General features: G+C 73.8%; 20 protein-coding genes and 2 tRNA genes. 15 read left to right on the top strand and 7 right to left on the bottom strand.

Annotated features, from left to right (window positions below):
- Positions 1–256: 256 nt before the first annotated feature.
- From ABTY59_RS04670 to ABTY59_RS04650, 5 genes are all read left to right on the top strand, one after another.
- Positions 257–1,420 (top strand): helix-turn-helix domain-containing protein, encoded by a 1,164-nt coding sequence (locus tag ABTY59_RS04670; protein WP_352017439.1) that lies wholly within the window; start codon positions 257–259, stop codon positions 1,418–1,420.
- A gap of 252 nt (positions 1,421–1,672) precedes the next feature.
- A complete protein-coding gene (locus tag ABTY59_RS04665; protein WP_352017438.1) occupies positions 1,673–2,092 on the top strand; it encodes a peptidase inhibitor family I36 protein in 420 nt (139 codons plus the stop codon).
- Positions 2,093–2,193: 101 nt separating this feature from the next.
- Positions 2,194–3,129 (top strand): hypothetical protein, encoded by a 936-nt coding sequence (locus ABTY59_RS04660; RefSeq protein WP_352017437.1) that lies wholly within the window; start codon positions 2,194–2,196, stop codon positions 3,127–3,129.
- Between the two features lie 66 nt (positions 3,130–3,195).
- Positions 3,196–3,798, top strand: coding sequence for an oligoribonuclease (orn, locus tag ABTY59_RS04655; RefSeq protein WP_352017436.1), 603 nt, complete (start codon positions 3,196–3,198; stop codon positions 3,796–3,798).
- A 116-nt stretch (positions 3,799–3,914) separates the two neighbouring features.
- Positions 3,915–3,987: transfer RNA gene (locus ABTY59_RS04650), tRNA-His, on the top strand.
- A gap of 178 nt (positions 3,988–4,165) precedes the next feature.
- Here ABTY59_RS04650 and ABTY59_RS04645 read toward each other — a convergent pair.
- From ABTY59_RS04645 to ABTY59_RS04635, 3 genes are all read right to left on the bottom strand, one after another.
- Positions 4,166–5,665 (bottom strand): cellulose binding domain-containing protein, encoded by a 1,500-nt coding sequence (locus tag ABTY59_RS04645; RefSeq protein ID WP_352017435.1) that lies wholly within the window; start codon positions 5,663–5,665, stop codon positions 4,166–4,168.
- A gap of 263 nt (positions 5,666–5,928) precedes the next feature.
- Complete coding sequence (locus ABTY59_RS04640) at positions 5,929–7,302, bottom strand: sensor histidine kinase (RefSeq protein WP_352017434.1); 1,374 nt, start codon at positions 7,300–7,302, stop codon at positions 5,929–5,931.
- On the bottom strand, positions 7,299–8,012 hold the full coding sequence (locus ABTY59_RS04635) for a response regulator transcription factor (RefSeq protein WP_352017433.1): 714 nt from the start codon (positions 8,010–8,012) through the stop codon (positions 7,299–7,301). The genes ABTY59_RS04640 and ABTY59_RS04635 overlap by 4 nt, the downstream gene beginning before the upstream one ends.
- An 82-nt stretch (positions 8,013–8,094) precedes the next feature.
- On the opposite strand from ABTY59_RS04635, the gene ABTY59_RS04630 reads away from it, so the two are divergent.
- Entirely contained in the window at positions 8,095–8,661 is a 567-nt protein-coding gene (locus ABTY59_RS04630; RefSeq protein ID WP_352017432.1) for a hypothetical protein, read from the top strand.
- A gap of 6 nt (positions 8,662–8,667) precedes the next feature.
- Here ABTY59_RS04630 and ABTY59_RS04625 read toward each other — a convergent pair whose 3' ends face one another.
- A complete protein-coding gene (locus ABTY59_RS04625) occupies positions 8,668–9,534 on the bottom strand; it encodes a spermidine synthase (protein ID WP_352017431.1) in 867 nt (288 codons plus the stop codon).
- A 51-nt stretch (positions 9,535–9,585) separates the two neighbouring features.
- The gene (locus tag ABTY59_RS04620) at positions 9,586–10,056 is read right to left on the bottom strand and encodes a hypothetical protein (protein WP_352017430.1); all 471 of its coding nucleotides are present in this window, start codon (positions 10,054–10,056) and stop codon (positions 9,586–9,588) included.
- 224 nt (positions 10,057–10,280) lie between these two features.
- Here ABTY59_RS04620 and ABTY59_RS04615 point away from each other — a divergent pair, with 224 nt between their 5' ends.
- Entirely contained in the window at positions 10,281–11,570 is a 1,290-nt protein-coding gene (locus ABTY59_RS04615) for an NsdA family TPR-like regulatory protein (RefSeq protein WP_352017429.1), read from the top strand.
- 15 nt (positions 11,571–11,585) lie between these two features.
- On the opposite strand, the gene ABTY59_RS04610 is transcribed toward ABTY59_RS04615, so the two are convergent.
- Positions 11,586–12,182 carry a histidine phosphatase family protein gene (locus ABTY59_RS04610; RefSeq protein WP_352017428.1) on the bottom strand — a complete coding sequence of 199 codons (597 nt, stop codon included), beginning with the start codon at positions 12,180–12,182 and terminating at the stop codon, positions 11,586–11,588.
- A gap of 140 nt (positions 12,183–12,322) precedes the next feature.
- On the opposite strand from ABTY59_RS04610, the gene ABTY59_RS04605 reads away from it, so the two are divergent.
- The 7 genes from ABTY59_RS04605 (at position 12,323) to ABTY59_RS04575 (ending at position 18,638) form a co-directional block, all read left to right on the top strand.
- A complete protein-coding gene (locus ABTY59_RS04605; protein ID WP_352017427.1) occupies positions 12,323–13,162 on the top strand; it encodes a phosphatase PAP2 family protein in 840 nt (279 codons plus the stop codon).
- Positions 13,095–14,219 (top strand): hypothetical protein, encoded by a 1,125-nt coding sequence (locus ABTY59_RS04600; RefSeq protein ID WP_352017426.1) that lies wholly within the window; start codon positions 13,095–13,097, stop codon positions 14,217–14,219. The genes ABTY59_RS04605 and ABTY59_RS04600 overlap by 68 nt, the downstream gene beginning before the upstream one ends.
- The gene (locus ABTY59_RS04595) at positions 14,210–15,799 is read left to right on the top strand and encodes a hypothetical protein (protein ID WP_352017425.1); all 1,590 of its coding nucleotides are present in this window, start codon (positions 14,210–14,212) and stop codon (positions 15,797–15,799) included. Before ABTY59_RS04600 ends, ABTY59_RS04595 begins: the two co-directional genes overlap by 10 nt.
- Complete coding sequence (locus ABTY59_RS04590) at positions 15,796–17,133, top strand: AAA domain-containing protein (protein ID WP_352017424.1); 1,338 nt, start codon at positions 15,796–15,798, stop codon at positions 17,131–17,133. Before ABTY59_RS04595 ends, ABTY59_RS04590 begins: the two co-directional genes overlap by 4 nt.
- Before the next feature lie 139 nt (positions 17,134–17,272).
- Positions 17,273–17,629, top strand: coding sequence for a DUF8844 domain-containing protein (locus ABTY59_RS04585; RefSeq protein WP_352017423.1), 357 nt, complete (start codon positions 17,273–17,275; stop codon positions 17,627–17,629).
- A 315-nt stretch (positions 17,630–17,944) separates the two neighbouring features.
- A complete protein-coding gene (locus ABTY59_RS04580; protein ID WP_352017422.1) occupies positions 17,945–18,574 on the top strand; it encodes a hypothetical protein in 630 nt (209 codons plus the stop codon).
- Positions 18,565–18,638 (top strand) — tRNA-Lys (locus ABTY59_RS04575). Before ABTY59_RS04580 ends, ABTY59_RS04575 begins: the two co-directional genes overlap by 10 nt.
- 50 nt (positions 18,639–18,688) lie before the next feature.
- Here the strand turns inward: ABTY59_RS04575 and ABTY59_RS04570 are convergent.
- Entirely contained in the window at positions 18,689–19,969 is a 1,281-nt protein-coding gene (locus tag ABTY59_RS04570; protein WP_502995328.1) for a M6 family metalloprotease domain-containing protein, read from the bottom strand.
- Positions 19,970–20,293: 324 nt separating this feature from the next.
- On the opposite strand from ABTY59_RS04570, the gene ABTY59_RS04565 reads away from it, so the two are divergent.
- Positions 20,294–22,201: a putative bifunctional diguanylate cyclase/phosphodiesterase gene (locus ABTY59_RS04565; protein WP_352017421.1), complete on the top strand. Its 1,908-nt coding sequence runs from the start codon at positions 20,294–20,296 to the stop codon at positions 22,199–22,201.
- The last annotated feature ends 9 nt before the right edge of the window (positions 22,202–22,210 follow it).

Below are 22,210 nucleotides of genomic sequence, written 5' to 3'. Positions count from 1 at the left end.
CCCCCCGCGTACGGGGGCGTTCGTCGCACCGCGGCTCCCCGTGGGGGGTGTCGGACCCATGAGTTCGCGATCGATCGCTTCACGCCAAGTGGCCATGTCGACAATCCACCGGATGGAGAACTTGTCACGCCGGTGCCACGGGACACAGTAGATTCGATCATGGGTACCGAAGACTGGGGTCTCGTGCAAAACCGAGGGGAAACGTGCAGGAGCGACACGACCAGGGAGACGCGAACACCGAGGGGGGCTTAGCGTCATGAGCCAGGACTCCGCCGCACCGGAGGTCGCACGGAAGCTGTCCGGGCGCCGCCGTCGCGAAGTCGTCGCGGTGCTGCTGTTCAGCGGCGGCCCCATCTTCGAGAGCTCCATCCCGCTCTCCGTGTTCGGCATCGACCGGCAGGACGCCGGAGTGCCCCGCTACCGGCTGCTCGTCTGCGCCGGCGAGGAGGGCCCGCTGCGGACCACGGGTGGGCTCGAACTCACCGCGCCGTACGGCCTGGAGGCCATCAGCCGGGCGGGCACGGTCGTCGTGCCGGCCTGGCGGTCGATCACCTCGCCGCCGCCGCCGGAAGCGGTCGAAGCGCTGCGCCGCGCACACGAGGAGGGCGCCAGGATCGTCGGGCTGTGCACCGGGGCGTTCGTCCTGGCTGCGGCCGGACTGCTCGACGGCCGCCCGGCGACGACGCACTGGATGTACGCGCCGACGCTCGCCAAGCGCTACCCGTCGGTCCATGTGGACCCCCGGGAGCTCTTCGTCGACGACGGGGACGTGCTGACCTCCGCCGGCACCGCGGCCGGAATCGATCTGTGTCTGCACATCGTGCGGACCGACCACGGCACGGAGGCCGCCGGTGCGCTCGCGCGCAGGCTGGTCGTCCCGCCGCGGCGCAGCGGCGGTCAGGAGCGCTACCTCGACAGGTCTTTACCTGAGGAGATCGGCGCCGACCCGCTGGCCGAGGTCGTCGCCTGGGCGCTGGAGCACCTCCACGAGCAGTTCGACGTGGAGACGCTCGCCGCGCGCGCCTACATGTCACGGCGGACCTTCGACCGCCGGTTCCGCTCGCTGACGGGCTCGGCCCCGCTCCAGTGGCTGATCACCCAGCGGGTGCTGCAGGCGCAGCGGCTGCTCGAGACCTCCGACTACTCGGTCGACGAGGTCGCGGGCCGGTGCGGCTTCCGGTCGCCGGTGGCGCTGCGCGGCCACTTCCGGCGCCAGCTCGGCTCCTCGCCGGCCGCCTACCGCGCGGCGTACCGCGCCCGGCGGCCGCAGGGCGAGACCGGCACGGCGGTCCTGGAACCGGCGGCGGTGCCGGCCCAGGGCTCCCCGGTGCTCCGCAGGCCGCTGGAACCGGGCAAGCCGCAGTCCGACGTGTACGCGCCGGGGCGCGCGGCCCTGCCGGGCCAGCGCAGCGCGCCGTAAGACCGCCGCCGCCACAAGCGGCGCGACGCAGGAACGAAGGGCCCCCGGGGATACCTCCCCCGGGGGCCCTTCGGCATTCCGGACAACTCCCCGATAACCCGGGTTCCTACCCGGCGGACAGGAAATACAACCCTCTCCGCCGTATTGGAATGATCACCTTGCGGAGTGCACCCGACAGTGGTGATCATGCGTCAATTTTTCCGACATGACGCCTGCTACTTTCCGGATGATCACGCATCGAAAGGAAATGGGATGAACGTCAGGCGTCTCTTCGTTTCCGGCGGCCTCGCAGTGGCCCTCGCCGGATCGACCCTCGCCCTCGCCGCCCCGGCCAACGCCATCATCGGGTGCGCCGACTTCCATGCCTGCCTGTACTACAACTCCGACTACAAGGGGGCGATGTACAAGCAGGAGTACGACACTCCGGACTATTCGGGGCGCTACTTCGAGACCAGCCTCGCCGGCAGCAACGGAAACGGAGTCGTGGTCAAGAACAACGCCGCCTCCGTGGACAACTGGGACAGACTGAGCCGTGTTCGGATCTACTACAACTCGAACTACAACGGCAATTATGCGTACCAGACCATTGCGGCGGCCGGAAAGGCCAACCTCAACTCGACGATGAAGAACAACAACGCCTCCGGCAAGTTCATCGACTACGGAACGGGCTGATCGTCCCGGCCGAATCGGGGGCGCCCCCTCCGGCGTGAGCCGGCGGGGTGCCCCTCCCGCGTCGCCTCGCTCCGGATCGACCCCGAAGGAACCAGCACCCCATGGGCACCTCCCTCCCCCGCGCCCTCTCGGCCGCCCTCCCGGTCTCGCTCGCGGCCGTCCTGCTCACCGGCTGCGGCGGCTCGTCCGCCGGCACGGCCGGGGAAGGGCCGGGAATTCCCGCCGCGGTCGAGATCCCGCGCCTCACCACGACGGTGACCGAGCCCGTCCCCGTGGAGGCCTACCTGCTCTCCGAAGCCCAGTGGAACAGGCTCGGGAAGGCCGAATACGCGCTGCGCGCCCGGTGCATGAAGCGCTTCGGCTTCCCGTACGAGGACCCGATGCTCGTCGCGGACCCCTCCGGCCAGACCATCTCCCAGTACCGGTACGGAAAGCTGGATCCGGCGAAGACCGCCGTCCACGGGTACAGGACGCCCGCGCCCGCGGCCTCCGAAGCCGGGACCCGCGCGAGCAAGGACCGCATCCGGAAGATCAGCGCGAACGAGCGCATGATCCTGACCGGCACCGCCGACCTGACGGCGAAGAGCGGGAAGGGCGGCCAGAACATCAAGGGGCAGACCGTCCCCGAGGGCGGCTGCGTCGGCGAGGCGAGGAAGAGGCTGGGCGACTACGGCGACGCGCGGATCGCCGACGACGTCAATCTCGACAGCTTCGGCAAATCGCTCCAGGACCAGCGGGTCCTGGCCGCCTTCGCCAAGTGGTCCCGCTGCATGGCGGAGAGCGGATACCACTACAGGACCCCGATCGAGGCCTCCGACGACAAGAGGTGGATGACCGGGGCGGTCTCCCCGGAGGAGCGGACCGTCGCCACGGCGGACGCCCGGTGCAAGATCGCGAACAACGTCACGGGGGTCTGGTACGCCGTGGACGTCGCCTATCAGAAGCAGGCCATCGAGGCGCACGCCGAGGAGCTCGCCCAGGTGCGCCGGGACATCGAGGGGCAGCTGAGGACCGCCGCGGAGGTGCTGGGCGGCTGAGGGCGACGCCCCCGTGTCCGGTCGCCCCTCTGGGGGAGACGCTGATCACGTCTTAGGGTAGGACGCATGAACGATCGCATGGTGTGGATCGACTGCGAGATGACCGGGCTCTCGCTGACGGACGACGCACTCATCGAGGTGGCCGCACTGGTCACCGACTCGGAACTGAACGTGCTCGGCGAAGGTGTGGACATCGTGATCCGCCCGCCGGACGCCGCCCTGGAGACCATGCCCGAGATCGTGCGCCAGATGCACACGGCCTCGGGGCTGCTCGACGAGCTGGCCGGCGGCACGACGCTCGCCGACGCGGAGGCCCAGGTCCTCGCGTACATCCGCGAGCACGTCAAGGAGCCGGGCAAGGCTCCGCTGTGCGGGAACTCGGTCTCCACGGACCGCGGCTTCCTCGCCCGCGACATGCCCGCCCTGGAGGGACATCTGCACTACCGGATCGTCGACGTCTCCTCGGTGAAGGAGCTGGCCCGCCGCTGGTACCCGAGGGCGTACTTCAACAGTCCGGAGAAGAACGGCAACCACCGGGCGCTCGCCGACATCCGCGAGTCCATCGCCGAGCTGCGCTACTACCGCGAGGCGGTCTTCGTCCCGCAGCCCGGCCCCGACTCGGACACCGCGAAGCAGATCGCGGCGCGCCACGTCGTCCCCTCCGAATAGCCGTACGAACGGGCCCGCTCGCGCCCGCCGCGTCATGCGTGCGCGAGCACCCCTCGGAACCCTGTAGACTTCTTCTCGGCCGGTCGGGGAAACCTTCGGGAAAACCGCCGGTCATGGTGGGTATAGCTCAGCTGGTAGAGCACCTGGTTGTGGTCCAGGATGTCGCGGGTTCGAGTCCCGTTACTCACCCTGATGGCTCAGGCCCCGGTTCACATGAACCGGGGCCTGAGTCGTTTCCACGCCGGGGCGACATGGGAGCGCTCCCCGGGCAGGGTCCTTCCGGACGGGCCCTGGGGGGAGCAAGGGCGCGCCCCGGCCGGGGGTGGGGTGGTCCGGCCGGGGCGCGCGGTGTGGGGGGCGCGATGGCTTAGCTGTACGTGCCGAAGGCCTTCGTGAAGGCGAGCGGCTGCTGGAGGATCGAGGAGCAGGTGGGGTCGGCGTAGGTCACGGCGCCGGCCGCGCACTGCTTGTCGCGGGCCGCGGACCACATCGAGAGCCTGCCGAGGCCCTTGGACTTCGCGAAGCCGACGAGCTGGGTGGCGTCCTCGACCGTGAAGACCTCGCTGCTGACGTCGTTCACACCGATCATCGGGGTGACGGCGACGGCCTTCCAGGCGGCCGCGTCGGTCAGGCCGAGGACGCCCTTGATCTGGGCCTGGGTCGCGGTGGCGGCCTGGATCGCGTACGTGCCCATGTCGGCGCTGTACGCCGGTCCGTAGTCCATCGCCATGATGTTGACGGCGTCGACGCGGACCCCGTTCCGCCGGGCGTCGGCGAGCAGGTCCACGCCCGGCTGGGTGAGGCCCTCGGGCATGACCGGCAGCGTGAACGACACGTCCAGGCCCGGGTGGGACTTCTGGAGCTGGGCGATCGCCTGGGAGCGGCGGGTGTTGGCGGCGGTGTCCGGGAGAGCCGCGCCCTCGATGTCGAAGTCGACCTTGGTGAGCTTGTACTGGTCGACGACCTTGCCGTAGGCGGTGGCGAGCGCCGCGGAGGTCGGGCAGTTCAGGGCCAGCTCGTGGCCCGCCGCGCCGCCGAAGGAGACGCGTACGTCGCCGCCCTTGGCGCGCAGCGCGCCGATCTGGGCCGCGACCCTGTCGTTCGCCAGGTCGGTGACGCCGCCCCACAGCGGGGCGCAGGACCCGCCGGAGGTGATGAAGGCGAGCGTGAACTCCTTCACGCCGGTGGCGTCGGCGGTCGCGAGCAGGTCGTACGCCGGGTAGAGCGAGGTGTCGACGTACGGGGCGAACCCGGCGGCCGCGACGGGGGCGGCGGTCGCGGTGGGCGTGGGGGTGGGGGTCGGTGCCGTGGTGGGCTTGGCGGTGGCCGTGGCGGTCGGCGTGGGCTTCGTGCTCGCCGTGGCCGTCGGCTTCGGGGAGGCCGTGGCCGTGGGCCGGTCGGTGGGGCGGCCGCTGGGGGTCGGGGTGGCGCCGCCGGCCGAGCAGACGGCCTTGTCGATGCGGCAGTTGACGGGGTCGCCCGCCTGGCCGGCGGCGGAGGTGACGAAGCCGACGGTGACGGACCGGCCGGGCTCCAGCTGCCTGTTCCAGCTCGCGGGCTTCACGGTGACGTGGCCGCCGGAGACGGTGTACTCGCCGTTCCAGAGGGAGCCGATGGTGGTGCCGGCCGGGAGGTCGAACTCCAGGGTCCAGTCGGTCCGCACGGCCGACGTCTCGTTGGTGACGACGTACTGGCCGGTGTAGCCGCCGGTCCAGGAGCTGGTCCGGGTGTAGGCGGCGCCGACGGCGGCGGCCTGGGCGGTGCCGGTGAGCGCGAAGACCGCGCCGCCGACGACGGCCGCCGCGACGGCCGCTCCGACGGCCTTGGTCCGGGTGCTCGTCCTGCGCCGGTGCGAACTGCTGCCCATCGCGTGCCTGCCTCTGCGTGCCGGGGGTGGGGGGTGCGGGCAGCACGCTAGCGAGCCGGAACCGGACAAATGCCGTGGCCCGGGCGGTGGTCGGGATCCTTAGGCTCCGCTTAAGGAAGGCATCGGAAGGACGAAAGGTTGGGCCCGCCGGACCGGGGGCCCGCCGGCCGCCGGGCGTCACACGGGCGGCGCCGGACCCGGTGCGTCACGTCCTGCGGCGCCGGTCGCGGTGCGTCACGTCCTGCGGCGCCGGTCGCGGTGCGTCACGTCCTGCGGCGCCGGCCGCGGCGGCTTCCGCCCCGGCCCGTACCGGCCCCGCGTCCGCCGAGGTTGATCCAGATCCGCACCTCGGTGCCGCCGAGGACGGAGTGGCCGATGCGGACGTCGCCGCCCGTCGACTCGGCCATGCGGCGCGCGATGTCGAGGCCGAGACCGGTGGAGCCGTCGCGTCCGCTGCCCGCGCCCCGCGCGAGCGCGGCCGCCGGGTCGGCGATGCCGGGGCCCGCGTCGGAGACGAGGACGATGACGGCGTCGTCTCCGTTGTGGACGTCGAGGGAGAAGGCCGTGCCCTCGGGGGTGTGGCGGAAGACGTTGCCGAGCAGCGCGTCGAGGGCGGCGACGAGTTCGGGGCGGGCGACGGGGATGCGGACCGGGCGCTCCACGCCCGCGACCCGCACCCGGCGGCCCTCGTCCTCGGCGAGCGCCGACCAGAAGTCCATCCGCTCGCGGACCACTTCGGCGGCGTCGCAGCCTGCGCCCGGCCCGGTCGCCTGGGTCTGCGGCTTCGCCTCGCGGGCCGTGCGGATGATGATGTCGACCTCGCGCTCCAGCTGTTCGACGGCGGCGCGGGTCTGCTCGGCGGCCGGTCCCGAGCCGAGCGAGGCGGCGTTGAGCCGGAGCACCGTCAGCGGGGTGCGGAGCCGGTGGGAGAGGTCGGCGGCCAGCTCGCGTTCGTTGGCGAGGAGCTGCACGACCTGGTCGGCCATCGAGTTGAAGGCCACGGCGGCCGACTTGAGTTCGGGCGGCCCCTCCTCGGGGACCCGGGCGCCGAGCCTGCCCTCGCCGAGGTCGTGGGCGGCGCCCGCGAGCCGCTGGGCGGGCTGGACCATGCGGAGGCCGAGGCGGTCGGCGACGGCGACGGAGCCGACGACGAGGGCGATGCCGACCCCGGCGAGGACGAGCCAGGCGGTGGCGACGCCGTTGCTGACCTCCCCCTCGGGGACGAAGAGTTCGACGATGGCGACCTGGGCGCTGCTGATCGCGGTGGGCTGGAGCAGGGCGAAGCCGCCGGGCACCTCGGCGATGGAGGCGCGGCCCAGGCTCCTGGTGGCGGCGAGCTCCGCCGGGTCCGCCCGCCGGGTGCCGATCTCCAGCGCGGTCCCGTCGGGGCCCTCGGCGGGGACGTGGACGGCGAGGCGGCCGGCGGCGCCGTCCTCGGTGGTGGCGATGGCCTTCTCGAGTTCGTCGCGGTCGGTGGTGATCGCGAGGACGGGCGCGAGCCCGGCGGCCCGCCGTTCGGCGTTGGAGAACGCCCGGTCGCGGGCCATCTCCTTGACGACGAGCCCGAGGGGGACGGCGAAGGCGAAGACGACCATGGCGGTGACGGCCAGCGACACCTTGACGAGCGCCCATCTCACGGCTGCGTCCCCGGTTCCCGCTCGCGGGGCGGCTCCAGCTTCACGCCCACCCCGCGCAGGGTGTGCAGATAGCGGGGCCGGGCGGCCTTTTCGCCCAATTTACGCCGCAGCCATGACAAATGTACGTCGATGGTCTGGTCGTCCCCGTACGACTGCTGCCAGACCTCGGCGAGCAGCTCCTTGCGGGGGACGACGACACCGGGCCGCCCGGCGAGGAAGGCCAGCAGGTCGAACTCGCGGCGGGTCAGGTCCAACGGCACCCCGTCGAGCTCCGCCTGACGGCGCAGCGGATCGACGGTGAGCCCGCCGACCCGGATGACCCGGGAGGGCGGCACGTCGCCCGCGCCGGCCCTGGAGCGGCGCAGGACGGCGGCCATCCGGGCCGAGAGGTGCTCGACCGAGAAGGGCTTCACCAGGTAGTCGTCCGCCCCGGCGTGGAGGAGCCGTACGATCTCGGCCTCGTCGTCCCGGGCGGTCGCGATGATCACCGGGACGTCGGTGATCCCGCGCAGCATCTTGAGCGCCTCGGACCCGTCGAGATCCGGCAGACCGAGGTCCAGGATCACGACGTCGAAGCGGAAATGGGCGACCTCGCGCAGCGCCTCCAGAGCCGTGCCGACGCTCCGTACGGTGTGGGAGGCCTCGGTCAGCTGCCGGATGAGGGCGGAGCGCACGAACTGGTCGTCCTCGACCACGAGCACACTTGCCATGGGCGGCACCGTACGCCATTCGGGTGAGGCCCCGACTCCACCCTCCGGTACGGCCCGTCGGCCGGTGGTGCACTATGTCCCGGTGCGAAGAGGACTCGTTCACGCCCTGGCCTGGTCGCTCGCCACCGGCGCGGCGGTCACCCTGTCCTGGTGGGGAGTGCACACGGTGCTGTCCGGCACGGTGTACGACCCGCCGCGCGCCCTGCCCCTCCCGGCCGGCCCCGCCATCGGATCGGCCGCGTCCGGCGGTGAGCCGCAGACCTCCTCCACCCGGCGGCCCGAGACGACCCCGCCGCCCGCGCCGGAGTCGTCGCCCCGTCAGGTCCGTACGTCCCCGGCCTCCCCGTCCGCGACCCCCTCGCACCGCCCGAGCCCGACGACCGAGAGTCCCACCGGTCCTCCCCCGGCGGCGGATTCCGGCTCGAACCTCAAGACCTCCAGCGTGGACGGCGGCCGGGTCACCTTCGACCTGGGCGAGACCTCCGCCGAACTGGTCTCGGCGACCCCCGCGTCCGGCTGGCAGATGCAGGTGTGGAAGCAGCCGACCTGGATCCGGGTCACCTTCACCCGGGACGGCCGCGAACTGTCGGTCTTCTGCGTGTGGCACGACAGCGCGCCGCGCGTGGAGATCGAGGACCGGCAGGCGTAGCCGCGCTCAGCGGAAGACGGACGGCGGCGGTACGGGTGAGGGCTTGGCGCTCGCGTCGGTGACCGGCGCCGCTCCGCCCGCGAAGTCGGCGAGCGCCCGGCCGTGTTCCACGCGCCCCGGGTGCGGGTCGGTGGCGACCCGGCGGGTCAGTTCGGCCACCGGCAGCTCGCGGTCCGAGGCGAGCAGCACCGCGTTGCCGAAGCGGCGGCCGCGCAGGACCGTCGGGTCGGCGGTGAGCGCCAGCTCGGGGAAGACGACGGCGGCGGTGGCGATCTGGCCGCGCAGATGCGTGAGGGGCGGGCCGTCGGCCAGGTTCGCCGCGTAGAAGCCGCCGGGCCGCAGCACCCGTCGCACCTCGGACAGGAACTCGGTGCTGGTGAGGTGGGCCGGGGTGCGGGCCCCGCTGAACACATCGGCGATGACGAGGTCGGCCCAGCCGTCCTGGACCTTGGCGAGGCCGGCGCGGGCGTCGGTGGAGCGGACCCTGATGCGGGCCCCCGCGTCGAGCGGGAGTTCCCTGCGGACGAGCTGGACCAGGGACCCGTCGAGCTCCACGATCTGCTGGGTGGACCGGGGCCGGGTCGCGGCGACGTACCGGGCCAGGGTGAACGCGCCGCCGCCGAGGTGCACGACCTGGAGCGGCCGGTTCGGCGGGGCGGCCAGATCGGCGATGTGGCCGAGGCGCCGCTGGTACTCGAAGGTGAGGCGGGCCGGGTCGTCGAGGTCGACGTGCGACTGCGGGGCGCCGTCGATGAGCAGCGTCCAGCCGCGCGGGCGTTCCCGGTCGGGTATGAGTTCGGCGAGACCGCCGTCGACGGTCTCGACGACGGGGGCGGCCTGCGCCACCCGGTCCTTCTGTCTGTTCCTGGCCACGGCCCCATTATCGGGGCAAGCCCGACACGGGGCAGGGCGGTGCCGGTCGGCTCAGTGGCAGCCGTCGGCCGCCTCGATGAGCCGGGCCGCCTCGCCGAGCGCCTCCCGCAGCACGACGGGGTCGGTCACGGGGTCGTTGTCGCCCGGGGGCAGCAGCCAGCCGGCCGGCCGGGGCGCGTCACCCGCCGGTTCGGGGAGTTCGGGCAGCTCGGGGAGGCGCAGGCCGCGCCCCGAGGTCCGCGTACACGCGCTGCCCGGCATGTCCCAGGCGGCGGCGGTGCCCGGCGGCACCAGGAAGCCGAGGGTGTCGCAGGTGCCGTCGTGGACGACGGGCCCGACGGCGGGGGCGGCGGCGCGGCGCAGGATGTCGACGGCCTCGAGTCCCTGGCGGACCGGGACGGTCACCAGGTCCCAGGGTCCGGCGGCGGGCCTGGACCCGTCGGCGTCCGGAGCGGCCGGGGGCCGCACGGCCTCCGGAACAGGCGCGTGCCAGGTGGCCGACTGCGAACCGATCTCCGACATGGGGACCCCTCCTCGCTCCAGAGGAGACACGTTCCGTCTCTCCTTTACGGTTCAACGCCCGTGCGCGTCAACGGCTACGGCGGGATCCCGCCGCAAAGGATGGCAGTTCATGGCAGATCACAGGCGAGATATCCGATTTGTAGCCAAACTCAGCGTGCGCATCCGGTCACAGCAGGTACGTTCATGCCGCCGGACACCCGGCAGCACCAGGAGAGGGCTCGGCCATGGCGATGTCACGGGCAGTTCCCAATCTCGCCTTCCGCCGGCTCCGCGGACAGCAGTCGCCGGCGGAGTTCGCCGCGGCGGTCCGCCGGGCGGCGCGGGAGATCGGCGAACAGGTCGCGTGCGACGCCCGCTACATCGGGCGTGTGGAGGCGGGCGAGATCCGCTGCCCCAACTACGCCTACGAGCGGGTCTTCCTGCACATGTTCCCCGGTCTTGGCCTCTGCGACCTGGGGTTCTCCGCGCGGGAGACGGTCCGCGGCCGGCGGCAGGCCGTGCCGGCCGGGGCAGCGCCTCCCGCCGCCATCACCACCCGGAACGATGAGGAGAGCGACGTGCTGCGTCGCGCATTCATGACGAGCGGCTCCGCCACCCTGGCGGCCGCCTCGCTGGGACTCGGCGGCCCCGCCGTCGCGATCCCCTCCCCCCGCGGCACCCACCGGATCGGCGAGACCGAGGTGCGGGCCGTCGAGGACGCCGTACGCCGGATCCGGCTGCTCGACGACCGGCACGGCGCCGACGGGCTCTACAAGGTGGCCGCCCAGCCCCTCCGTACCGCCTACGCGCTCCTCGACGCCGGCACCATGGCCCGCCGCTCCACCGAGGACCGGCTGCACGCGGGCGCGGGCGAGCTCTCCCTCTCCGTCGGCTGGCTGGCCCACGACTCGGGCCGGCACGAGGACGCGCGCTCGCACTACGCGGAGGCGCTGGCCACCGCGCGCGTGGCGGGGAACGCGGCCCTGGAGGCACACGCCTTCTGCAACACCTCGTTCCTGGCCCGCGACACCGGCCGCTTCCGTGAGGCGGTCCGGGCGGCACAGGCGGGCCTGCGGGCGGCGCAGCCGCTGGACTCGGCCCGGCTGCTCTCGCTGCTCTCGCTGCGGGAGGCCGGCGCATGGGCGGGGCTCGGCGAGCGGTCGGCCTGTGAGCAGGCGCTCGGCCGCGCGCACGGCTGGTTCGATCGGGGCCCCGCCGAGGGCGACCCGGAGTGGATGTCCTTCTTCGGCGAGCCGGAGCGGGAGGCCCTGGAGGCCGGTTGCTGGGCGGCGCTGGGCGAGTGGGGGCGGGCGGCCCGTCACGCCCACCGGGCCGTGGTCCTGCAGAACCCGCACTTCGCGCGGAACCTCGCGCTCTACCGGGGCCACCTCGCCAAGGCCCTGGCGTACGCGGGCCGCCCGGACGAGGCGGCGGCGGAGGCCCGGCGCGTGGTGGACTCCCTCGACGGCATCGCCTCGGCCCGCATCCGCGGCCTGCTGTCGGAGACGAACCGGGTCCTGACCGGGACGCGCTGACCAGGGGCAAGACCCCTACCGCTCCAGGTGCCCCGTGTCGTTCCAGCGCTCGATCGCCGGGGCTCCGTACGCCCAGCCGAGGACCGAGAGGCTCGTCGGGTCGAGACGGATGCGGGACGCGAAGGAGACGTCCTCGCCGAGCCAGCGCGCTCCGATCGAGCGCAGGATGTGGCCGTGCGCGAAGACCAGCACGTCACGGTCGGCGGAGCGGGCCCATTCCACGACCTCGTCGGCGCGGACCGACAGCTGCGCGAGGGACTCGCCCTCGGGGACGGCGTCGCGCCAGATCAGCCAGCCGGGCCGGATGTCCTGGATCTGCGCCGGGGTGAGGCCCTCGTACGCCCCGTAGTCCCACTCCATCAGCGCGTCCCAGGGCTCGGCCCGGTCGCCGAAGCCCGCCAGCTCGCAGGTCTCGCTCGCCCGGACCAGCGGGCTGGTGCGCACCTCCGTGCCGGGCAGCCCCTGCCAGGGGCCGTGGTGGAGGCGCTCGCCGAGCAGCTTCGCGCCGCGCCGCCCCTCGTCGAGCAGCGGTATGTCGGTCCTGCCGGTGTGCCGGCCGAGAAGGGACCACTCGGTCTGGCCGTGCCGGGCGAGCAGGATGCGCGGTGCCATGGGAAGGACGCTCCAGGGGTTCACGGTGCTGACGTGCCTCTCCCATCATCGCCCACGTGAATTCGGGGTGGCCCCCGGGCAACCCCCGGGGGCCGTCCGGCGTCCCCTCCCCCGGGGAGATCACCGACGGGGGGACTTTCATGCGCAGGCCACGCTGGTGGGCGGAGCTGTCCCTGATCGCCGTCGTGTACGCGGCCTATTCGGGCGGGCGGCTCCTGGTGAAGGGCGACGAGGCGTCGGCCGTGGAGCACGGGCTCGCGATCCTGCGCCTGGAGGAGGGCCTCGGGATCGACGCGGAGCATCCGCTGAACCGGCTGTTCACGGACGTCCCCGCGCTCGGGATCCCGGCGGACTTCGCGTACGCCTCGCTGCACTACCTGGTGACCCCGGCGGTCCTGGTGTGGCTGTTCCGCCGCCGCCCCGCGCACTACCGGGCCGCCCGGACCTGGCTGATGCTCTCCACGCTGCTCGGGCTCGTCGGCTTCACGCTCCTGCCGACCTGTCCGCCCCGGCTGCTCGACGCGGCCCACGGGTTCACGGACACCATGGCGGAGTTCGCCTCGTACGGCTGGTGGGGCGGCGAGGCCAGCGCGCCGCGCGGGCTCGGCGGTCTGACGAACCAGTACGCGGCGATGCCCAGCCTCCACGTCGGCTGGGCGCTGTGGTGCGGGGTGATGCTGTGGCGGTACGGGCGGACGCCGCTCACGAAGGCACTCGGGGTGGCGTACCCGCTGGTCACCGCCCTGGTCGTGATGGGGACCGCCAACCACTATCTGCTGGACGCGGTCGCCGGGGCCGCCGTGATGGGCGCCGGTCTGCTCCTCACCCCGCACGTGCTGCGCCTCGTCGACCGGATCCGCGGAACGGCCGAAGCCGCCCCGGTTGTCAGTGGCGGATGCGAGACTTCCACGGGTGAGCGCATCCCTGGACAGCGGTCTGTCCGCAGCACCGCAGACGACACCTCGAAAGCTTCTCGCTGAGCTGCGTGGACCGGGTGTCGTGCCGCGCCCGCTGGACGCCCGCGCCCTGGCGGCGCTCGCCGCCAATCCCGGCTGCAGACGGCGGGCCGTCCTCGACGGCGCCGGGGTCGACAAGGCGGCGCTCGCCGCGAAGCTCGGCTCCCCGGCACCGTTCGGGCAGTCTCAGTTCGCGATCGTGCGGGGCAACTCCTTCGAGGCGAAGGTCAAGGCGGACGGCGGCCGCGAGCTGCTGCGCCTGATCGGCGTCGAGGAGCCGGGCGAGGTCTCCGTGCCGGACCTCGCGGCGGCCGGGCCCGAGGGCCGGGTGGCCCGCACCGCGCTCGCGCTGCGGGAGGCGACCGCCGCCGGGGCGTGGGCGCTGCTCGACCATCCGCTGCTCGCCCTGGAGGTCGCCGGTTCCCCCGTCTTCCTGGAGCCGGACGCGGTGGTCGTGCGTCCCGACGGCGGATGGACGGTCGTGGAGATCAAGTCGTTCCCGATGATCGACGGCTCGGCCGACGCCGCGAAGGTGGGCGCCGCGGCCCGCCAGGCCGCCGTGTACGTGCTGGCCCTGGAGCGGGTGGCGGCGCGGACGGAGGGCGCGCGGGTCGCGCAGTCGGTGCTCCTCGTCTGCCCGAAGGACTTCTCGAACGTGCCGGCGGCCTCGCTGGTCGACGTCCGCAAGCAGCGGTCGGTGACCCGGCGGCAGCTGGCCCGGCTGACCCGGATCGACGAGATCGCGCGGGCCCTGCCGGAGGGCGTCAGCTTCGACGTGGTGGAGCGCACGCCGGCCGAGCTGACGGCGGCCGTGGAGTGCGTGCCCCATCAGTACGCGCCGGAGTGCCTGGCCGCCTGCGAGCTGGCCTTCCACTGCCGGGCGCGGTCCCGGGAGGAGGGCGCGGTGGAGACCCTGGGCCGTTCCGTACGGGGGGAGCTGGGCGGTCTGACGACGGTCGGCGCGGTCCTGGCGGCGGCGCGCGGCGAGGAGGGCGACCCGGAGGACCCGGCGGTGGCGGCGCTCAGAAGGGCGCGGGCGCTGCGCGAGGAGGCGCTCGCGGGGGTGACGGCATGTCGCTGATCGCCACGCTCGCCCGGATGGAGGCCGTCGAGTCGGGCCGGGCGCAGCCGCTCGCGACCGTCCGGCACCGGCGGCTGTCGGAGCGGCCGCTGGTCCTGGTGCCGCTGACGACGGCCGGTGAGGCGGGCGCGCCGCTGGGCGCCCTCGTCGGCACCGACCCGGAGGAGCCGCGGCTGCTGGTGGTGCCGCAGCCCCGGGACCGTGACCTGCGGTTCGCGTTCCTCGCCGACCTGGCCGAGGAGGTCCTGCCGTACCTCGACGCGTTCACGGACGTCGTGGAGGCGGCCGAGCGGAGCGAGGTCGACCCCGAGACCGGCAAGAAGGTGAAGGTCGAGGTCGAGCTGTGCGCCGACGCGCCGCAGCTGATCGTGCCGAGCCGCGCGGGCGTCGAGTACGTGCGGCTGCTCGGGCGGTCGACGCGGTTCCGGCGGACGGCCGAGCAGGATCCGGAGACGCCGTTCCCCGCGCCGCCGCGGGTGCCGCTGCTCGGGCGCTGGCTGACGCACTTCGGCGAGCGGGCCCGGGTGCCCGGCTCCTCGCTGCTGCTCGCCGCGACCGACCTGCTCAACCGGCACTGGGCGACCGGCCAGTCCTCCCTGGAGGACCAGCACCTGGGGGCGCTGCTCGCCTGGATCGACCCGTCCGACGGGGAGCCGGGCGCGGCGGGGGCGCTGCGGGCCGAGGCCGGCCGGGACGCCCGGGGGCAGCTGCTCTGCCCGCCGGCCGGTCCCGCCACGGACCCGGCCTTCGACAACAAGCTCCTGGCGCCCGCGATCGAGCGGTACGACCGGGCCCGGCAGGCGCTGGGCGCGGCCGAGGACGGCGAGGCCGCCGACACGGGCCTGGGTGAACTGCACGCGGCCGAGCGGGAGCTGCGCCGGCTGGTCGTCTCGCAGCTGAAGCCGACGTGGGACGCGGTGTGGCGGGCGATCGGGCTGCTGCGGGAGCTGCCGGAGGGCGCCAGGGTCGAGGACCGCTGGACCCGGGACCGCTGGTCCTTCACCGGCCACCGGGACCGGGTCGCGGCCGGTGAGCCGCCGCAGCCGCGCCGGGACGACGCGGTGACGGCGGCGCGGAAGCTCGCCGCCCGGGAGCAGGCGCAGGGTCAGCTGGAGGCGCAGGAGGCGCTCGACGACCCGCTGGTCCTGGCGGGGCGGCGGCTCGCGGGCGAGGCGTTCGCGGCCGAGGTGGTCGACGTGACGATGGCGTGGACGGAGTCGAAGCGGCCCGCGCCCCGCCCGCTCGTCACGGTCCGCACGGACGACCGGCCGCACCTGGGCGAGCCGGTGAAGGTGTACCGCTCGCTCGACGGCAAGCCGCAGACGGCGGAGTTCGTGCGGTACGAGGAGGACGGTTCGCTGCTGCTGCGGATCCTGGACCGGATGGGGCGGTCGAAGGAGCCGGCGGAGGGCTCGGTGCCGGAGAAGGGCGAGCGGATCGCCTGGACGCTCTTCGAGCACGACCAGCGGGTCGGGCCGAAGCTGCCGGACCCGGAGGAGACGCCCTGGACGCACGGCGGCCCGCCCCGCGCGGACGCCGTCGAACTGCCGGACGCCATGACCTCCGAGGACGTGCTGTGAGCCGCGAGACCTTCGACCCGTCCGCCGAGGCGGCCCGGGCGACCTCCGCGATCCTCGCGGACACCCTGTACGGCAGCGCGCGGGGCGTCGTCGTCGACTCCCCGCCGGGGGCCGGCAAGTCGACGCTCGTCGTGCGGGCCGCCCTCGAACTGGCCGCCGCCGGGCGGCCCCTGATGGTGGTCGCGCAGACGAACGCGCAGGTGGACGACCTCGTGTTGCGGCTCGCCGAGAAGGAACCGGACCTGGAGGTCGGCCGGCTGCACTCCAGCGACTCCGACCCGTACGACAAGGCGCTCGACGACCTGGCGAACGTACGGAAGTCGGCGAAGGCCGGCGAGCTGGCCGGGGTGCCGGTGGTCCTGTCCACGGCCGCCAAGTGGGGGCACGTGAAGAACGTCGAGCCGTGGGCGCACGCGATCGTCGACGAGGCGTACCAGATGCGCTCCGACGCGCTCCTCGCGGTCGCGGGCCTCTTCGAGCGGGCGCTGTTCGTGGGCGACCCCGGGCAGCTCGACCCGTTCTCGGTGGTCGGCGCGGACCAGTGGGCGGGGCTCACCTACGACCCGTCGGCGAGCGCCGTGTCCACGCTGCTCGCGCACAACCCGGAGCTGCCGCAGCACCGGCTGCCGGTCTCCTGGCGGCTGCCCGCGTCGGCGGCGCCGCTGGTGTCGGACGCCTTCTACCCGTACACGCCGTTCCGCAGCGGCACGGGCCCCGGCGACCGGAGGCTGTCCTTCGGCGTCGCCTCGGACGGCTCGGCCCCCGACCGGGTCCTCGACGAGGCGGCCGAGTCCGGCTGGGGCCTGCTGGAGCTCCCGGCCCGGCACACCCCGCGCACCGACCCCGAGGCCGTCGGGGCGATCGCCCTGGTCGTCCGCCGGCTCCTGGACCGGGGCGGCGCGGCGGTCTCGGAGCGCTCGGAGGACCCGGTCCCGCTGACCCCGGACAGGATCGCCGTCGGCACCGCCCACCGCGACCAGGCGGCGGCGGTACGGGCGGCGCTCGCGGGCCTGGGGGTGTCGGGCGTGACGGTGGACACGGCGAACCGGCTCCAGGGCCGCGAGTACGACGTGACGGTGGTCCTCCACCCGCTGTCGGGGCGCCCCGACGCGACCGCCTTCCATCTGGAGACGGGCCGGCTGTGCGTCCTCGCCTCCCGGCACCGGCACGCGTGCATCGTGGTCTGCCGGGCGGGCGTGGCGGAGCTCCTCGACGAGCACCCGTCGACGGACCCGGTGCGGCTGGGGGTCGCGGTCTCGTTCCCGGACGGCTGGGAGGCGAACCACGCGGTCCTCTCCCATCTGGAGGAGCACCGGGTGGCCTGGACGCCGTGAGCCGCCGCCGTCCCGCGCAAACCGGGGCTCGGGAGGGGACCGGGGGCGTGCGGGGCGGGGTTCGCGCTCTTGCGTGGCGCGGGACAATGGAAGACGGCCCGGGATTCCGGGCCGTGCCTGTGCGAGGAGGAGAAGAACGATGGCGGAACCCGCGGAACGGAGCGCACAGCGGCGGCTGCGGCCGGCACCGCTGATCTTCGAGCCTGCCGAGGCGACCGCCGACCCGGAGCACTTCTTCGACCTGGAGTCGATAGAGGATCCGCGCGAGCTGCTGGCCCGGGCGACGGAGCTGACGCTCGCCTTCCGGGCGGCGACGGACCGGGCGACCGAGTTCCAGGCGATCGCGGCCGCGCAGCTGGCGGACCCGCGCCGCTTCGACCGGCTGACGCCGGCGGACGTCGCCGAGCGCGCGGAGTGGACCGAGGACTACGCCCGGAAGATGATCGAGTTCGGTCGCGACCTGATCCGGACGAACGGCGGCCCGTCGGAGGACTGAGCGCCGCCGGTCGGAGGCGGAACGCCCTCGGCCGAAGGCCGAACGCCGCCGGTCGATGACTGGACGCCGCCCGTCGGAGGCGGGACGCCGTATGCGGGTGCCCGGGGCCGTCCGCGCCCCGGCGGCGACGCCGCCCGGCCCGAGACCGCCCGCGCGCGGCCGGAACGCGTCGGAGCGTGGCTCGGAGACGTACACCTGACCGAAAAAGCCCCCCTGGCATATGCCGAGGGGGCACGATACTCCTCGCCCGCCCCTCCTGTCCGGGATTCCGGAAACCCTCGGCGATCGTTCTGTCACTGCCGGTAGACCTGAAACATGACGACCTGGCTGCGCGACGAGACCCCGCACGACATCTTCCGGTTCCTCCGGGAGGGCGACGAGGGACGCCACCAGACGGCCCGGGTGACCGCCGACGGCGCCGCCTGGCTCGCGTCGGCGGCGGGGGGCCGCGACGGCGCCGCGCTCACCCGCTGGGAGTCCCGGCCCGACACGCCCGCCGCGCTGCCCTGCGGGACGGCATTCGACGTCGTCAACGTGGACCCGGTGTTCGGGCGCCGGATGCTGGACCGGCTGTGGGAGGAGGGCCCGGGTTCGGGACCCGTGGCGACGCACCGGGGCCGGATGCTGCTCTTCGCCGCGCCGGGGACGGCCCAGCGGCTGCCGGCGCTGCTCGACTGGGAGGAGTGGGGGGAGGCCGTCCCCCGGCCGCTCTGCCACGGGCGCGGGGACGCGGTGACCGTTCCGCCGCTCGTGCCGTCCGGCTCCGCCGGGCCCCGCTGGCTGGTGGCCCCGGACACCCGCAACCCGTGGCTGCCCGGGCCCGAGGTCCTGCTCTGGGCCTGCGTGCGGGCCGTCCGGGCGGCTTCCGCCGCCGACGTGCGGGTATCGATTTTTCCTCCCGCCGATCCGGATGCTAATGTCTACGACGTCAGCAGGCGCCGCTAGCTCAGTTGGTTAGAGCAGCTGACTCTTAATCAGCGGGTCCGGGGTTCGAGTCCCTGGCGGCGCACAGACGGAAGAAGCCCCTCGCGGAAGCGGGGGGCTTCTTCGTGCTCCGGGTCACCTCCTGCCGGGCGGGGTGATCTTCACGGTCCAGGCGCCGGAGCCGGTGCGTTCCACGACCTCCACCCGCACGCCCGTCCCGGGCACGGTCAGGGTCTCGCCCTCCTCGACGGGGGCGTCCGCGAGCGGCGGGAAGACGGAGCGGTCCACGCACGCCTGGGTGTCCGGGTGCGCGTCCACGACCTCGACCGGCCCGTCGCCGGATGCCTCGTCGTTGCGGACCCGGTAGACGAGGACGCCCTCGGCGCAGGTGTCGGCATCGTTCCCCGCGGTGCTCCGGGCCTCGATCGCGAGGACGCTGTCGGGGCCGGTGCGCACCACGGCGAGCCGGGTGCCGAGGGTGCCGCCGGCCGGGGGCGGGGCGTCGGTCGGCTCCAGGCTGACGAGACGGGAGCCGCCGCCCTGCACGCAGGTCACCTGGGCGCGGGAGAGCCAGCCGAGCTTCCACTTGTGCCAGCCGAAGAGGTCGGGGGCGAGCCCGAACTGGCTGCCCATGACGTCCCAGTCGCCCACGTGGGTGTCCCAGTCGCCCTTGCCGTCCACCGGGCGGTGGTACAGGTCGGGCAGGTCGAAGACGTGGCCGGTCTCGTGGGCGAGGACGTTGCGGTCGGGTGGGTGCCGCTCGAAGACGGTGACGACGCGCTTGATCTCGGTGCCGTCCGCCTCCAGGGGGCGTTCGAGGTTGACGACCTTGGTCGCGTCGGAGTCCACGCCGGGCGCGTCCGGGTCGGCGACCAGGTAGACGATGTCGTACCGCGAGAAGTCGACGTCCTTGTCGGCGGCGGCGATCGCGTCGCGCAGGTAGGCGGCCCGCTTCCCGGCGTCCCAGTCGCGCCGTATGGCGTAGTCGCCCGAGTCGTGCGGCATCCGGGTCCACTCGGGCCGGAGGTGCGGGCGCAGGCTGAAGCGGCCGTAGGAGGCGCGGTCGAAGAACTCGCTGGTGGCGGGGAAGTGGTCGGCGGCGAGTTCGGCCGGTGTGGTGAGCGGCGCGGAGTCCGGGAAGGACAGGAAGATCATGACCGCGTCGAGGGTCTGGTTCGGGCGCGGATAGGAGCTGTTCCAGGTGTCGAGGCCGAGCGAGTGGTGCGCGGCGGTACGGGGCAGGGCGCAGGGACTCGCCGAGGACGCGCCGACGGCGGGGCCCGCGACCAGCCCGGTGGCGGCCAGGGCGGCGAGCGAGGTGAAGGCCGCCGCGCCGGCGCGCAGCCGTGGGCGTTCCACTCCCCCGGGTGGCTGCTGAGCCCTCACGTGGACCTCCGGATCGGTAATGCGGGACACCCCACCCACCTTGTGACGATTTGCGGCGTTTCGCATGTTTCCGCTGCCCCGGTCGGGTGAGGGCGCGCCACGGGGTCGACGCGACACGAGCGCGCTTCAGCTCACGGAAAGTCACATTCGGTCAGGGTGCCGACGCCCCGTGTCAGACCCGCGCAGAAACGATCGGGCACGCCGTCCCGGTGGGCGGCTCCACAGCACCCGCGCACCCTCTCCGGCGCCTCGACGCTGGAACGCTCCCCCGCCTGGCTCTATGATCGGCTCACTCTTCCTTGGCCGACCATCCCGATCACATCTGACCGGCCCGACTGCACACGGGAGCGAGCGGTGAGCGGAACCCCCGAAGGACCGGTGCACCCAGAGCCGGCGGAGACACACGCGGCCGAGCCCGCACTCACGGAGCGTCACCTCGCACGCCGGGCGGCCGAACTCCGTGACTACCGCGCCGCCTTCCGGGTCTCCCAGCTCGCCATGGCCGTCGTCGACGAGGCCGGCGTCGTGGTCGTCGCCAACGACTCCTTCGGCTGCCTCCTCGGCACCGAGCCCTCGGCGCTCCGCGAGCAGGCCGCCGCCGACCTCGTCGACCTCGCCTCCGACAGCCGCACCTGGCACGCCTACCGCGAGGTCCTCGGCGGCCGGCGCTCCCGCTTCCGCTGCACCCGCCGCCTCAAACACGCCGACGGACGCTCACTGTGGGCGGAGGTCACCGTCGCGCCGGTGCCCGACAGCCGCCGCGTCCTGCTCTCGATCGCGGACATCAGCGACCGGCGCGAGCTGCACGCGCGGCTGCGGCACCTCCAGATGCACGACCCGGTGACCCGGCTGCCCAACCGCGCGCTGTTCTTCGAGCGCCTCTCCGCGGCCCTGGAGGTCGCGGCGCAGGACGCCCGGGACGCCGAGTCCGCCCTGCCGCACGCCGCGCACCGGTCACACGAATCGCATGAGTCGTACGAGCCATACGAGTCGTACGAGTCGTACGGCTATGGCAGAACAGGGCGGATCGGGCTCTGCTACCTGGACCTCGACGGCTTCAAGGCGGTCAACGACACCCTCGGCCACCGCGTCGGCGACCGGCTCCTCGCCGCCGTCGCCACCCGGCTGACGGAGTGCGCCGACAGCGACGGCTACACCCGCAACGGCGGCCACCTCGTGGCGCGGCTCGGCGGCGACGAGTTCGCGATCCTCGTCGAGGACTCCACCGGCACGGAACAACTGGCCGACCTGGCCCGCTCGGTGCTCGACGCGCTCCAGCGCCCCTTCGACCTGGGCGGTCGGCGGCTCTCGGTCTCCGCCTCGATCGGCGTGGTCGAGCGCGCCGGGCCCGGGACGAACGCGACCGCCCTCATGCAGGCCGCGGACACCACGCTGTACTGGGCGAAGGCGGACGGCAAGGCCCGCTGGACGCTCTTCGACCCCGAGCGCAACGCGCACCGGATGACCCGGCAGTCGCTCTCCTCCACCCTGCGGCCCGCCGTGGAGCGCGGGGAGTTCGCCCTGGAGTACCAGCCGCTCGTCGACCTGGCCGACGGGGCGGTGCGCGGGGTGGAGGCGCTGGTGCGCTGGAACCACCCGCAGTTCGGCTCGCTCGCGCCGAATCGGTTCATCGGGATCGCCGAGGAGGACGGCTCCATCGTGGAGCTGGGCCGATGGGTGCTGAACACCGCGTGCCGCCAGGCCCGGCAGTGGCAGAAGGACCATCCGCGCGAGCGCCCGATCTTCGTGAGCGTCAACGTGGCGGTCCGCCAGGTCTGGGACTCCGACCTGGTCGCCGACGTGGCCGGCATCCTCGCCGAGACCGGACTCGCGCCGCACCTGCTCCAGCTGGAGCTGACCGAGTCCGCCGTGATGGGCTCCAACGGCCGGCCGATCCAGGCGCTCCAGGCGCTGAGCGACATGGGCGTGCGGATCGCGATCGACGACTTCGGCACGGGCTACTCGAACCTGGCCTATCTGAGCCGGCTGCCGGTCTCCGTGCTCAAGCTGGACGGCTCCTTCGTCCGCGGCTTCCAGGACGAGGAGCACGCCAACCCGGCGGACGAGCTGATCGTCGAGGCGCTCGTGCACCTCGCGCACCGGCTCGGCCTGACCGTGACCGCCGAGTGCGTCGAGACGGCCGGGCAGGCCAGTCGGCTGCGCCGGATCGGCTGCGACACCGGGCAGGGCTGGCTGTACTCGCGGGCGGTGGCCCCGGACCGCATCGCCGAGCTGATCGGCGTGGAGCCGCTGCCGGTGTGACCCCGCGGG

It is taken from the genome of Streptomyces sp. NPDC096079, assembly GCF_040303145.1.
In the GTDB taxonomy this organism is placed as follows: Bacteria; Actinomycetota; Actinomycetes; order Streptomycetales; family Streptomycetaceae; genus Streptomyces.
This window is presented reverse-complemented; position numbering and strand designations above follow the sequence as displayed.